Genomic DNA, 14,500 nt, shown 5'->3' on the forward strand with positions numbered 1-14,500 from the left:
TNCCGNCGCTGTTCCGGCACTGGGGGATCGTNNNGGCNGGNAANTTCACCGGCGGCGCGGTCGGCGCGGTCGCGCTCACCTACGGCGGCGTCTTCAGCGACAAAGCGACGATGAAAGCCCTCGAAATCGCCGGCAAAGGGGCCTTCCAGACGCCATGGTGGTCGCTGTTCTTCAAGGCCGTCTTCGCGGGCCTGATCGTCGCCGGCGTCGTCTGGGTTGGCTTTGCCGCGGGTGATACTGTCTCCCGGTTGCTCGTCGTCTATCTCGCTTTCCTCGCCATTCCGATCGGGAACCTCTTCCACGTCGTCGTCTCCTTTACCGAAGTGATTTTCCTCGTCCTGCACGGTCGCCTCGGGCTGCTTCCCGGCATGACTGGCTTCGTCATTCCGGTTTTGCTCGGCAACACGCTCGGCGGCGTCGTTCTCGTAACGGTCGTCAACTACTTCCAGACGAGCGAACAGCGGCTTGAGTCCGCCCGCTTCGAGGGGCTGGATCGCCGGCTGTCGATCCCCGAATGGGCCTTCGGCCGGTTCGCCGGACGGACGTACGTCCCGATCCTCGAATCTGGTGAGGCCGCGCTGTTCGACGAGGAGTGTTATCGCGTGATGGTGCCGATCACGAACCCGCGAACCGACACCGCCCTCGTCGACCTCGCCTGCCGAATTGCCAGCCAACACGAGGACGCGACCGTTCACGTCATCCACATCATCCAAGCCCCCGAGCGGATGTCGCTGGCGACAGGCGGCAACGTCGAGCGGATCGAGGCCGCATCCGACAAACGGCTCGCCGACATCTACGCGCTCGGCGACCAGTACGGCGTGGATATCACGACGACGGCCCGCGCGACACATCGCTCCTTCGAGGAGGTGTTCAACGCGGCCCGCCGGACCCGCCCGGACCTCGTCGTCATGGAGTGGGGCGACGATCAGCTCTGGAGTGCGGCCCGCGCTGAGCGGCCGATCGACGAGCTAACGAACCAACTGCCCTGTGATTTTGCGATCTTCAAGGACCGCGGGCTCGATCTCTCGAAGCTGCTCATCCCGACGGCGGGCGGCCCGGATTCGGGGCTGAGCGCGGAGATCGGCGTCGCGCTGGCGGCCGCCGGCGACACCGACGTGACGCTGCTGCACATCGTCGACAGCCCAGCACAGCGAGAGGCCGGCGAGGCGTTCCTCAGGGAGTGGGCCGCCGACAACGGACTCAGCGACGCGGAGCTGATCGTCGACGACGGCGGCGATGTCGAGGGCGCGATCGAACGCGAGGCCACCGACGCAACGCTCGTCGCTATCGGGGCCAGCGAGCGCGGCCTCATCTCCCGGCTCGTCAGCAACTCTCTGCATTTGGAGGTCGTCAACGAAGTCGAATGTTCGGTGCTGTTGGCCGAACGGCCGTCCTCGCGGTCGATCCTCTCGCGGCTGTTCGGCAAAGGCCAACGCGAGACAGGCGGCGCGGAGTCGAGACACGGCAGTGACAAGGCGGACGATCCGGCGGCGTAGCCGCGCGACGCCTTAGCCGTCTGCCGGCTCGTCATCGGCGTCCCGCGGTAACGCGATAACGGGCCGATCCGCCCGCGTGACGAGTTTGACCGAGAGATCGCCGGAGAGGAACTGGACGAGTCGGCTCCCGCCGCGGGAGCGGTAGGCGATCGCGCTAGCGTTGACTTCGTCGGCCGATTCGAAGATCGCGTCGACGACGTTTCGGCTGTAGGCCGTATGGAGGTCCGCGTCGGGGAACTCAGCTCTGACCGCCGCGGCTGCCTCCTCGGCGATCTCTTCGGACTGTTCGACCGGCGTCTTGTCGGGCGAGCCGTCGCCTTTCTCGATAACGTGGAGGACAGTCACGTGTTCAGGTTCGTAGGGGGCGAGGGCACTGGCCGTCGCCGCCGCGTCGTTTACTGTAGCGACGGGGAGAAGCACGTGTGCGAGCATGTCGTGGTCGACCATACGGAGTCCACCGAATGCGGTCGCATAAGGATTGTGTCGCCCCGGCTGCAGCCGAACCCATTAAGACCGATGGGGGCAACCACTCGGTATGTTCGGTCGCTGCTGGTTCACGACGATGGATTCGCCACCAGGCCGTCCGCAGCGACGGACCGTCCAATCACAGCTGTCGCTGCCATCGGAGGGTGACGGATGAGCGAGGAAGAACTCGCCAAGGACCTGACGCTCACCTCGGCGTTGACCATCGGCATCGGGACGATGATCGGCGCGGGCATCTTCGTGTTGCCGGGCACCGCCGTCGAGATGGCGGGGCCGTTGTCGGCCGGCGCGTTCATCCTCGGCGGGGTTATCGCCATCTTCACCGCGCTGTCGGCCAGCGAACTCGGGACGGCGATGCCCCGCTCCGGCGGCGCGTACTTCTACGTCAACCGCGGGCTCGGCCCGCTGTTCGGCTCGGTCGCCGGCTGGGGCAACTGGATCGGGCTTACGTTCGCCTCGGCGTTCTATATGTTCGGCCTCGGCGAATACGTCAATGCGTTCGTCGCTGTGCCGGGTCTCGCGCTCGGCCCGTTGTCGCTCTCGGGGCCAAAGATCGTCGCCCTGCTCGGCGGCACGTTTTTCGTCGCAGTCAACTACGTCGGCGCGAAGGAGACCGGCAAACTCCAGAACATCATCGTCTTCATTCTGCTCGGCATTCTCTCGGTGTTCACGCTGTTCGGCATCCTGAACGCCGACATCCAGACGCTTCGGCCGTTCGCGCCCGAGGGTCTCACGCCGCTGCTCCCGCTGACGGGCATCATTTTCGTCTCCTATCTCGGCTTCGTCCAGATTACCTCGGTTGCCGAGGAGATCAAAGACCCCGGCCGCAACCTCCCGATTGCGATCATCGGTAGCGTCGTCATCGTCACCGCCATCTACGCCCTTGTCCTGCTGGCCGTGCTGGCGGCCGTCCCCAACGAGGTCGTCGCCGGCAACGACACCGCCGTCGTCGAGGTCGCCCGGATACTGATTGGCCCCATTGGGGCGGCCGCGCTGCTTTTCGGCGGGTTGCTGGCAACCGCGTCGTCGGCGAACGCGTCGATCCTCGCGTCCTCGCGGATCAACTTCGCCATGGGTCGCGATAAGATCGTCTCGCCGTCGCTCAACGAGGTTCACGAGCGGTTCGGGACGCCGTACAAATCGATCGCGCTCACTGGCGGCCTGATTCTGCTGTTCATCGTCGTCGGCAACCTCGAACTGCTGGCGACGGCCGGCAGCGTTCTTCACTTGGTCGTCTACGGGCTGCTCAACCTCGCGCTGATCGTCTTCCGTGAGGGCGATCCCGCCGAGTACGACCCCGACTTTACGGTTCCGTTCTACCCGTTCACGCCGATCCTCGGAGCGGTGCTCTCGTTTGCCCTGATCGTCTTCATCGAGCCGTTCGTCATCGCGCTCTGTGGGCTGTTCGTCGCCCTCGCGCTGGCGTGGTATATGCTCTACGCTCGCTCGCGGACGACACAGGAGGGCGTTCTCTCGGAGTACATCCTCTCCCGATCCGATGAGATGCCCGACGCGGCGGTCTCGGCGGCCACCTCCGTTGCGCCCGACGGCGGCGAGTACCGCGTGATGGTGCCGCTATCGAACCCCCGGACCGAACGCGATCTGATCGAGTTGGCGAGCCTGCTGGCGAAAGCCAACGGTGGCAGTGTGTTGGCAACCCACATCGTCCAAGTCCCCGACCAGACGCCGCTGTATGCCGGCTCCGAACAGCGCAACCGGATCGACGCTGAGTCCCAGAAACTCCTGGATTCCGCCCGCGAGGACGCTGAAACCTTCGGAGCCGAGGTGGAGACGAAAACGATCATCTCCCATCGCTCCTTCGAGGAAGTCTTCGACGCCGCCGCGACGAACAACGCCGACCTCGTCGTGATGGGTTGGGGCGGGAACACGCCACTGTCGGCCGGTCGCGTCGAAAGCCCGCTGGACGAACTCACGAGCAGTCTCCCCTGTGATTTCCTCGTGATGAAGGACCGCGGCTTCGATCCCTCGGACGTGTTGCTGCCGACCGCCGGTGGGTACAGTTCGGCTCTCAGTGCGGAGGTCGCGGAAGTCCTCTTGGAGAACGGCAACGACGTGTCGCTGCTGTACGTCGCTGACGACGAATCCGAGCAAGCGGCGGGCGAAGAGTTCCTCTCGACATGGGCTGCGGATCACGGGCTTGCCGACGCCAACCGCATCGTCGATACCTCCGGCGATGTCGAGGGCTCTATCGCTCGCCACGCTGAGGACCGCTCGATGGTCATTATTGGCGCGACACGCGAGGGCCTACTCTCCCGGCTGGTGCGTGGCTCGCTGGCCTTCGAGGTGCTCAACGATGTCGACTGCACGGTGCTGTTGGCCGAACGGCCACGCAAGCGGTCGCTGGTCGAACGGCTCTTCGGTGGGTAGGTGTCAGCGGTCTTCGAGCCCGCCGACGAACAGCGCGAGCACCGGAACGATCTCAAGGCGGCCGATCCACATCAGGAAGATCATCAGTAGCTTCGAGACGTTCGAGAACGCCAGATAGCTCCCGAACGGTCCCACGGAGCCGAACCCCGGTCCGATGTTCCCGATCGTCGCCAGCGACGCGCTGAGGGCTTCCAACACCGAGAGTTCGTAGCCGATCCGGGCAGAATCGAGCGCGAGGAAGACGGCCGCACCGAAGAACAACAGGATGTACAGCAGCGTGAAGACCATGATCCCGCGGATGGCGTCCTCGTCGATGACGCGGCCGCCGAGCCGAACCGGATCGACCGCATCAGGATGCAGCGTCGTGTAGAGCCCGCGCCGGAGCGATTTGATGACGACCAGCCAGCGGATCACCTTGATGCCGCCGCCGGTCGAGCCCGCCGAGCCGCCGATGAACATCGCAAACAGGAGAACGAGTTGGGCGTGTGGGGCCCATTGTGCGAAGTCGGCCGTCGCATAGCCGGTGGAGTTCATCAGTGAGCCGATCTGGAAGGCCGCCTGGCGGATCGTGTTCTCAGTGAGACCGGTCGTGACGCCGCCGAGTTCCATCGGCGGGGCCGCCCCCCGCACGAGGACGAACGCTAACACGGCAATCAACACGGCGATCGCCCCGGCGTAGGCGCGAAACTCGACGTTGTCGGTGAGCGCGCGCCACTCGCCGTGGAGCACTTGCCAGAACAGCGCGAAGTTGACGCCAGCGATCACCATGAACGGGATAATGGCCCACTGCACGATCGCGCTGAACGCCGCGATGCTCTCGGCTTTCGTGGAGAAACCGCCGGTCGGCAACGTCGAAAAGCCGTGGGCAATGGCGTTGTACAGGTTCATCTCCGGTGCCATGCCAGTCAGATGAAGCGTGTAGAGTAGCACGATCAACAGCAGCGTGAAGCCGAAATAGATCAGCCACAGCGCGCGGGCGGTTTCGGCGATCTTCGGCGTCAGTTTCTGTAACTCGGGGCCCGGAGCCTCCGATTTCATCAGCTCCGCGCCGTTGACGGCGACCTCCGGCAGAATAGCGATCATCAGGACGATAATCCCCATCCCGCCGAGCCACTGGGTGAGCTGTCGCCACAGCATGATCGCATGCGAGTGGCTCTCGACGCTGATACTGCCGAGAACGGTCGCGCCCGTCGTCGTAAAGCCGCTCATCGACTCGAAGAGGGCATTGACGGGGTGGGCGAGCGTCGATTCCGTGCCGTAGCCCGCGAGGATATAGGGGATCGCGCCGACGACTGCGACCGCGACCCACGCCAGCGAGACGAGCAGGAGGGCTTCGGTCGGCCCGAGATCCGGATCGTCGGCGAGACGTTCAAGCGCGAGCCCGACGACCAGCGTCAGGAGGATCGATGCGACGAAGACGGCGATGTCATCGCCATAGGTGATCGCAACGACCAGCGGCACCAGCATCGTCAGCGCGATGTACTTCACGATCGTCCCGAGGACACTCACGCTGGCTCGCCAGTCGATATACAACGACATTATCGTCCCACCATCGCGTTATCGGTGGAGTGGCCGTCGGCTCAATAAGACTTCTGGGCTCAGTCCCAGCGTGAATCGGGTGTCTACAACAGTCTCTCTGTTACGGTTGCTCGCCGACACCAACCGTTCAGCGGCCGAACGAACCACCGACCACGGTTATTATGAGACCCCAAACTGAACGAGCAGACGCAAATGCAAGGGGACTCGGTGTATGATTTCGTCATTTCTTCGTCGGTTCGGGTTGATATTTTGCAGCAACTAGCCACAACGCCGCAGCCAACGGATGGTCTCATCGACCAGCTCGATGCGGGCACGTCGACGGTGTATACTGCACTCGCGGATTTGGAGCGGCAGGGAGTGGTTTTTGATGGCGACGCTGGCTGGCGGCTCACAGGACAAGGGCGTCTGGTGGTCGATCTCATCGAACGACGAAAATCCACCGTTCGGACAATCAAACACGACCGGGACTACTGGGAGACCCACCGAACCGATCATCTACCCCGGGAGTTTCGCCGCCGACTGCCTGAACTGGGTGAGTACGAGATCGTTCGATCCGAACCCCCCGACGTTCGAGCCCACGCCAGAGTCGTTATCGACCTGCTTGAGCAGGCAGAGAGCTGCCGGACTGCCATGCCGATCCACGTTCCGGAGTATCGGAATGCGTTCCCGGATCATCCCGACTCTCGGCTGCTGTTCTCGCCGAGTGTTATCGACAAAGTACAGGCGGATACCGGGACGGGAACCCGCGATGGAATTCGGCAGATCGATGCAGCCCAGTGCAGAGTAAGGGATGTTCAGTTCGGATTCACTGTCAGTGATTCGTATTTGATGCTGGCACTCCGACCGATGACCCAGTCGCCAGTTGCGTCGATGCTCCTCGCTGAGACTGACTCCGCGATACGCTGGGCCTCGGAGCTCTACGAATCGCTCTGGCAGGATGCGGAACCCTTGGATTCGTATCTGAATCGGGTGTGACTAGTCCCGTAAGCGTTCTTTTGACTGTTTTCGCGTGTCAGTGCCCACGGCACCGGAATCAAACACAGACAAATACCAATTTTCATATAGGTTGAAATATTTCTGCCACAATATAATAATTTCACAGGGCAGAAATATTTTTCTCCAAGATTCTATGGGTTTTATTATTTGAACACAGCTTTCCCGCGACATGGCTGAAACAACGACAGCCACCGGCGCACAGGCATTCAGTACACCAGAGAATTCCGCTGGCTACCTTGCCGTCCTGACTGCACTCATTACTGGTATCCTGCATCTGTACCTCATTCCGGGGGCACTCCAAGCCGCAGGTACTACCGGGGGAGTGTTATTTGCTCTCAACGGAATCGGATTCGTCGGTGGTACGTTGATCTACCTCTCGAAATACTGGCGGAAGGAACTGTTCCTTGTGGCAGCACTCTATGCATTAGCCTCGATTCTGGCAATGTTTATGGTCCACGGCTGGGGGGTCGAAGCGTTCTACAGAGACGGCTCCCTCGCTCACTGGGCAATAATCACGAAAAGTGCGGAGTCGATCCTCCTCGGCTGCTCTCTCTACCTCTTTTCGAATAGCTAATTCACCAGCCACAACGCTGATTAACGGCTTTCCAAACTGATTTTGGACATCGCAGCTTTGGCAGCCATCGCCGACTCACCGAATACGTACCCCGCCACTGGATTTAGTCCCAAAACGACTGCGTCCGGGCGTACTGTCGTTCCTCGGCGAGAATGTCTCGGTAGAAATCAGCTTCATCCTCCCGGAAATTGTTGATGATGCGGGCCGCCGTGTCGGGACCAACGCCACGAGCAGCGAGGGCGATAACGGCCTGCTTGCCGTGGCTCTGGACGAGGTTGGCCGCTCGGTAAGCGCGCTTCGTCTGTCGTTCCTGCTCGCTGTCTTTCTCTGCGGCCCGCACCGCCGTGACGACCTCCTCGGCCCAGGGATTCAGCGCGGCGATCCGCGTCGAACCACACTCCGGACACTCGGGTTGCTCGCGGACGCGCCGCACTTTCGTCGTGTGGTCCCACTCCTTGCAGTGACAGCAACACAGCAGGATCTCGTCGTTTCGTAGCCGCTTTTTGAGCGTCTCGATAACGCTTGCGTCGGCGTTTTCGGGGACCAGTAGCTCTTGACCGTGACTCGATCCACTACTCCCGAGCGGCGTTGCTTCGCCGACGAGTTCGAGATCGATCCCGCCGCGCTGCAGTCCGCGGAGCACGTCGGCCGCGCCGTTGACCGCGAGATCACGATGAAACACCTCTCGCAGGGCTTCTTCGTAGACTGGCGTATCTTCCAGTGCCTCAAGCAGGCGGTCACCGCCGAAGCGGCCACGGCCCTGATACCGTTTCAGCGAGCCGAACTTCGCGGCGACCTGCGTCAGGGTGAATTTCAGCGTCTCAGAACCCTTCAGCGCAAGCTCCAGATAGCTTTCGAGCCGGTCGGGATCGGTCGAGAGCAACACGTCTTGGAACGCCGAGAGGCCAACACCGGACGGCACCTCAAATTCGACCCGGTAGGGATCGACGCTCATCCCGACCGACGAGCCCGTACGCTGGCCGACCAACGCCGCCAGTAATCGACCCAGCGTTTCGTTGATCTCGTGGCCGTAGGGGCTGTTGAGCCGCACGGTACTCGCCTGTGCCTCCAGCACGAGCCGCGAGTCCGTCGGGATCGGATTGTCGCTTTCGACGTGTCGGTCGATAGGGTCGAGCGCGGTTTCGATGGTGTCGCTGTCGGCCGGATACCGCGGTGCGAGATCGCGGGCAACCGCGTCGGCGGTGGCTCCCTGCCGGAACTGCTCGCCGGCGATATCGCGCATCTCGCCGCCCTCGCCGGCGACCGCTGCTGGGACGGGGATCTCTTGGCCGACCCACGAGGGAACTTCGCCGCCGGGGTCGGCAATCGGGGCGACGTTGACGCGGGCCTCGTCCTCGTCGATATCGTTGATCCGCCACATCTCGCCGCGCTGGATGAACGTCTCGCCCGGCGCGGCGAAGTTGACGACGAACCGCTCGTCGAGCGTCCCGATTTGCGTTCGGGAGGACATATCGTAGACCTCGTAGCTCTCCTCGTCGGGGATCATCGAGAGATTTTGGTAGAAGTACTGCCACGTCCCGCCGGCGGTTTCCAGCCGGTCGGCATCCTCGTCGAGCCAGCAAAGTCGGTTGCTGTGGAGTTCGCGGACGACAGCGCGGAACCGATCCTCGTCGAGATCGTGGAACGGCTCGGCGCGCCGGCAGATCTCGTAGGCCGCCCGCGCGCTCACATCGCCGAAATCCATCAGCAACCCGACGAGCTGATTGGCGAGCACGTCGAGACTGCCGTGGTGGATCGCGGTCGATTCGACCAGCCCCTCACCCGCTCGGCGGGCGATGGCGAGCGATTCGACCGTGTCGTCGGGGTCGCTGGTGATGACCGTTCCGCGGGAGACCTGATCGTGGCGGTGGCCCGCGCGGCCGACCCGCTGGAGCAGCCGGGCGACTTCGCGGGGGCTGCCGTACTGGACAACGTGATCAACCCGGCCAACGTCGATCCCGAGTTCCATCGAGGAGGTACAGACCAGCCCCGCGAGGTCGCCGCTCTTGAACTCGTCTTCCACATCGATGCGTACGTCACGTGCCAGCGAGCCGTGATGCACTTCGATTGCCGCGCCACACTTCTTGAGTCGGGAGCCGAGGGCTTCGGCGGTCTGACGCGTGTTGACGAAGACGAGCGTCGATTCGTTGTCAGCGACGCGGTCGCGGATCGCCCGGACGTGACTCGCCATCTCTTTAGTGGTGGCCAACTCGCCGGCCAGCCGCTCGTCTTCGGGCGTGATCTCCGGCCGTGTGACCGTGAACTCGACGCGGCTGCCGACATCGACGCTGACGATTTCGAAACTGCGATCCACGCCAGACGGCGGTTGGCTATCAAGACCAGTTTTGACAGCGGGCGGATCATTATCGTCGCGCTTACCGGTTAGAAAACGCCCGACTGCCTCGGGGTCACCAACCGTTGCTGAGAGGCCGATCCGCTGGAAGCCGCCTGATAGCAACTGCAGGCGTTCGAGACCGACAGTCAACTGCGCGCCGCGTTTCGATGCCGCGAGTTCGTGCACCTCATCGATGATGACGTGCCGAACGTCAGTCAGTGCATCACGGAGTTTCGAGCCCGTCAGCATCGCCTGCAACGTCTCGGGCGTCGACACCAACACATCCGGCGGGTCGTCGGCCTGCTNCNNNCGCTGGTAGTCNGTCGTNTCGCCGTGCCGTACATCGATCTCAAGATCGAGGGTTTCGCCCCACCAGTCGAGTCGTTCCCGCATGTCGCGGTTCAGCGCGCGCAACGGCGTGATGTAGAGCGCGGCGAATCCCTCGGTCGGCCCGTGCTGTTCTCGGTGTTGGACGAGCGAATCGAAGACCGGAAGCATCGCGGTCTCGGTCTTCCCGGTCCCTGTCGGCGCGAGCACAAGGGCGTTATCGCCGGTAGCCAGCGGTGGGATCGCTCGTCGCTGCGGCTCGGTCGGCTGGGAAAACCCGCGGTCGGAGAGAGCCGACCGCACGGCGTCGCCGAGGTGGCGAAAGGCGTCGGCACCCGCCTGCGACCCCGAGGAACTCATTAGCGGATGCAGTGGTGCGATGAGATTAAGCGCACCGCTTGGTCGACTCGACGCACCCAATCGCCGCCCACTCAGACATCCCGAAACGGTCCCAGTCGCGTTCCATCGAGCAGGTAGCACTCAGCGTCCGGGATCCCCGCGGGGAGAAACGGCGCGAGAAATCCTTGTCCGTCGACGTTGACCCACGTGCCGCCCGAGCGGTCATTGAACGCCGGAAACACGACCAACTCGGGTGGGTCGCCAGCGTCGCCCGGCGGTTCGCTGTCATCCTTTTCCATCATCGCTGCCGGGTCGACACGGCCGCGGAGCCACGCCTGCTCGACACGGTAGCCGCCGACGCTGTCCTCCAATTTGACCTGTGGGTGTTCGTGACCCATACAGATCGTCGTCGCCGACAACAATTCTGGATTGGGCCACGTATGCCCGTGAACCACGCCCAGCGTGGCCGGTGGCTCGCCGAGGAGGCCGCCGCTCGCGGGCAGGATTGTCACGCCGTCGCGGTCGCCGAACAGCTCCGCAAGCTCGCCGTCGTGGTTTCCCGGCGCGATCGTCATTTCGATCCCGCGGTTGACAACGACGGCTTCGTACAGCGCGTCGAGTTCCTCGCGTTCGACGCCTTCGGTCTCACCGATATAGTGGCCGAGATCTCCGAGAACGACCAGCCGGTCTGCGTTGGTCTCCGATAATAAAGCCAGCAATCGCTGGCGACGGTGCTCGGCGTTGCTCGGCAGTTCGACGCCCCGCTCGTAGCGGAGACCTTCCTCAATGCCCGCGTGGTAGTCGGCAATGAGCAAAGCTGTCTCGTTGCCAAGATCGACGGTCGCCGCGGGTTCGCCGGCCATCGGTTCGACCAGGCGGGGTGGCCGCGCCATCAGATCGGCTTGAGCGTCCCGTCTTCAGGCTCGTAACACCGGCCGTTCATCAGTGCCTCGTCGATGGCGTCCTCGACGGCCGCGCTATCGACGCCGTGTTCGTCGACGACCGCCGCGACGACTGCCTCGCGGTCGGCACCGTCACCGTCGTCGAGGTCGCTCATGAGCTCGACTGCTGCGTCTTCGAGGTTGACATCGCCGGCTGCTTCGGACTCGCTCTCGGTCGTTTCGTCTGTGGTCTCGCTGGCGGTGCCGGCGTCGCCCGCGGATTCGTCACTGGTGTCGTCACTGCTGTCAACCGTGTCTTCGAAGGAACCGAGGCTTTCGGTGCTTTCGGTGCTATCGGTCGATTCTGTCGTCGGTGACACGGTTGTTGACGACTCGCTGGCTGCTGATGATTCACTGGCCGTCGTGCCGGCATCGGCTGCGGCTTCGCCTTCCGCTTCCGCCGCGAGTTCGTCGGCATCGGGCACGTCGATGTCGGCCTCGCCGGCCGGATCGACATCGTTGCCGCTCGAAAAGTCCGCACCGTACTCGGACTCTAGTTCCTCGCGTTCTTCCTCATCGAGTTGGTACATCTCCGGCTCGTCAGCGTCGTCAGCGTCGTCGGTGGAATCGGCTGACTCGGCTGACTCGCTTTCGCTGCTTGTGTCGTCCGTGACCGGCGATTCGGTCATCTCGCCGACCGTCGGTGCTTCGGCGTCAGCCGTCACCTCCTCCTGCTCGCTGGCCGCTGGCTCGTCCTCTGTGTCTTCGGCGGTCGCCGCCGTGCTGTCCGACTCTCCGACACCCGCGTCGACGGACGGTGTTTCGGTGGCAGTTTCGTCGGTCGTTTCGGCCGTCGCGCCGGTATCGATCTCAGAGTCTGTTGCCGCTGTCGACTGCGATTCTGCCTCGCTCGGCGACGATTCAGTCGTCGCGTCCGTCGGTTCTGTCTCGGCTGTCGCTAGCGACGCGGGCGCGTCGGTGGTCGCACCATCGGCCTCACTGCTCGAAAAGTCGATATCCACGTCCGGCAGCGGGCCGAGACTCGCCGCACCGCCCTCTCCGGGGGCGACTTCGATCGGTCGGACTTCGTCGCGCTCGTCGGCAACGACTTCCAGCGCGTCAACCGCACACTGGCGGATCGCTTCCAGATAGGCCGTCGTCGTTCCGTAGTGATCGATGGCTCGCGGGATGCCGGCTGCCAGTGATTCGTTGACACCGGCGTCCACCAGCGCGGCACGGAGGTCGTCACCTGTATGGCCGGAATCGAGGGCTTCCGCGAAGACAGCGATCCGCTCAAGTGTTGCTTCCGCCGCCGAGACCGTCCAGCGGTCGCGCGTGTCCGCGGTCACTTCACTCAGGCTCTCGGGACGCACCGAGGTGAAAATCTGATCGGAGTCCTCAGGTTCGAAGGTTCGGGCTTTTCCGGTGATCGAGACGAACGACGGCGATTCCGCGCCGTCGAGGAAGGCCTGCGCCTCGGGCTGGTACTGGCCGGCGTAGGTGACGAACGCGCCCGTCGGGTCGACGATCCGGCCGCGCAGCGTGTCGGTGTTGAGCCGTTCAACCTCCGTGAGGACGCCGACNNNGAACAGCCGGTTGACNCGCNNGCCGGNCGGNGTNANNACGTAGNTCGGCGCNCGCTCCTCGTCGCTCTCGGAGTANGAGNNGTCNGCGTCGTCGAACTCNGNGGCGAANAGGCGGTAGGCGACCTCCCTTGTTCCCGGTCCTGAATCGCCGCCAGTGTCGGTGCTGCCGTCGTTGGTGCTGTCCTCGCTGCTACCGTTCTCGCTGTCGTTCGTGCTCATCCGCGGACCTCCGTGAGCACGGCTTGGGCACGCTCGGCCGGATCGGTGTTGTCGGCGTCGAACTCCTCGACGGTGAGGTTCGCGCCGTACTCGTCGATCGAGAGGCTGCCGCGGACCCGATAACTGTCGCCGACGAGTGCCTCGCGGATCGTCTCGGCAACGACTTCCTTGTCCATCGCGTCGCGGGCGGCCTCTTTGGCGGCCTCGACGCCGCCGCCGTAGATCGATTCCGTTAGCTCCGAGCCGATGATCGCCGTCACAGTCGCGGTGCCGTCGTCGAGGATCGCCTTGANCCGNAGGTCGTCCTCGCCGTCGACCGCGCCGTGGACGCGGCACTGGTCGTTTTGGATGACACGGCCACACTCCGGACAGCGTTCGATCAGCCCGGAGCCGTCGCGGACTTCCAGTACGCTGGCGACGACTTCAACGTCGAACAGGCCGCCGCTGTCGACGGCCTCGGCGAGCGAGAGCCGCGGCGCGGAATCGGTGACAGCGACCGGTTCCGAGAGCGGCGTAACAGTCGAAAACTCCGAGACGTTGATCGACGGCGAGCCGCGGTACTCGCGGATGTACAAGTCCTCAATTCGGACGTTCGCGCCCGGCTCGATTTCGGGGTGAGGTTCCCAGTCAGTGAACGGCAGCCGCGCGGTCTCGTCGGCGACGACGCCCGAGAGGATCTCGGTTTCGCCGTTGCGGCCGTCGATCGTCCGCGTTTCGACCTCGCGGACCTGCACCTCGATGTTCCGCCCGCGGTCGCCCGGCGAGAGATCGATCAGGTCGCTGTCGCCGCCGACCTGGGCGTCGGTGGCGACGGTCTCCTCGGCCATGGCGACCGAGGTCGAGGAGCCGAGGTTGAGTTCGGGCTTGCCGTCCCACTCGCGGACGCCGGCGTTGCCGATGACGACGCTGTCGCCGGGCTCGAAGCCGAAGTCCTGCCACGACGTGTAGGAGATGGTGCCGGTTTCGTCGCCGAATCGGCCCTCGCGGATCGTCTGTTCCTCGCCTTGATACTGGATCGTGCGCGTCCCGACGGTCAACACGCGAACGGTGACGGTGACATTGTTGCGCCCGGTCGTAATCTCGTCCAACGAGGCAGATTCGGGTTGGGCGTCGCTGCCGCCCCCGTCGCCACCGCCGTGTTTCCGGCGGACGCTCTGTTTGGCTTCGTCCAGCGGGACGCTGTACTGCAGCAGCGATTCCAGATCCTCTTTGACCTCCTGTTTGTCAACGCCGAGAGCGGAGGCGAGCTCCTCGGCATGTGTGTCTACGTCCATCACACGGGGGTTCGACGGCCTATGATAAAAACTATTGCCGCGCCGAAACCCTCGGTGCCGCGT

At 63.8% G+C, this 14,500-nt stretch carries 8 protein-coding genes and 1 pseudogene (1 of these 9 cut by a window edge); 4 read left to right on the top strand and 5 right to left on the bottom strand.

Going from position 1 to position 14,500, the window contains the following annotated elements; translation table 11 throughout:
* Positions 1-1,493, top strand: a pseudogene (locus EGH24_RS05005) (formate/nitrite transporter family protein) (its annotated part extends 376 nt beyond the left edge of the window); the annotation flags it as partial.
* Between the two features lie 15 nt (positions 1,494-1,508).
* Here EGH24_RS05005 and EGH24_RS05010 read toward each other — a convergent pair.
* Positions 1,509-1,943: a universal stress protein gene (locus EGH24_RS05010; protein WP_142979066.1), complete on the bottom strand. Its 435-nt coding sequence runs from the start codon at positions 1,941-1,943 to the stop codon at positions 1,509-1,511.
* 189 nt (positions 1,944-2,132) lie between these two features.
* Here EGH24_RS05010 and EGH24_RS05015 point away from each other — a divergent pair, with 189 nt between their 5' ends.
* Positions 2,133-4,367, top strand: a complete 2,235-nt coding sequence (locus tag EGH24_RS05015; RefSeq protein ID WP_142979067.1) for an amino acid permease — start codon at positions 2,133-2,135, stop codon at positions 4,365-4,367.
* A gap of 3 nt (positions 4,368-4,370) precedes the next feature.
* Here the strand turns inward: EGH24_RS05015 and EGH24_RS05020 are convergent, their stop codons facing one another.
* Positions 4,371-5,906 carry a TrkH family potassium uptake protein gene (locus tag EGH24_RS05020; protein ID WP_142979068.1) on the bottom strand — a complete coding sequence of 512 codons (1,536 nt, stop codon included), beginning with the start codon at positions 5,904-5,906 and terminating at the stop codon, positions 4,371-4,373.
* A 192-nt stretch (positions 5,907-6,098) separates the two neighbouring features.
* Here EGH24_RS05020 and EGH24_RS05025 point away from each other — a divergent pair, with 192 nt between their 5' ends.
* Together EGH24_RS05025 and EGH24_RS05030 are read left to right on the top strand one after the other, a co-directional pair.
* A complete protein-coding gene (locus EGH24_RS05025; protein ID WP_142979069.1) occupies positions 6,099-6,881 on the top strand; it encodes a helix-turn-helix transcriptional regulator in 783 nt (260 codons plus the stop codon).
* Positions 6,882-7,071: 190 nt separating this feature from the next.
* Positions 7,072-7,476, top strand: a complete 405-nt coding sequence (locus tag EGH24_RS05030; RefSeq protein ID WP_142979070.1) for a DUF7475 family protein — start codon at positions 7,072-7,074, stop codon at positions 7,474-7,476.
* 103 nt (positions 7,477-7,579) lie between these two features.
* Here EGH24_RS05030 and EGH24_RS05035 read toward each other — a convergent pair whose 3' ends face one another.
* The 3 genes from EGH24_RS05035 to EGH24_RS05050 form a co-directional block, all read right to left on the bottom strand.
* Entirely contained in the window at positions 7,580-10,498 is a 2,919-nt protein-coding gene (locus EGH24_RS05035) for a DEAD/DEAH box helicase (protein ID WP_142979071.1), read from the bottom strand.
* Positions 10,499-10,569: 71 nt separating this feature from the next.
* A complete protein-coding gene (locus tag EGH24_RS05040; protein ID WP_142979072.1) occupies positions 10,570-11,370 on the bottom strand; it encodes a metallophosphoesterase in 801 nt (266 codons plus the stop codon).
* 1,789 nt (positions 11,371-13,159) lie between these two features.
* Positions 13,160-14,437 (bottom strand): Single-stranded DNA binding protein, encoded by a 1,278-nt coding sequence (locus EGH24_RS05050; RefSeq protein ID WP_142979074.1) that lies wholly within the window; start codon positions 14,435-14,437, stop codon positions 13,160-13,162.
* Positions 14,438-14,500: the final 63 nt, after the last annotated feature.

Origin of the sequence: Halonotius terrestris (assembly GCF_006861665.1) — an archaeon.
In the GTDB taxonomy this organism is placed as follows: Archaea; Halobacteriota; Halobacteria; order Halobacteriales; family Haloferacaceae; genus Halonotius; species Halonotius terrestris.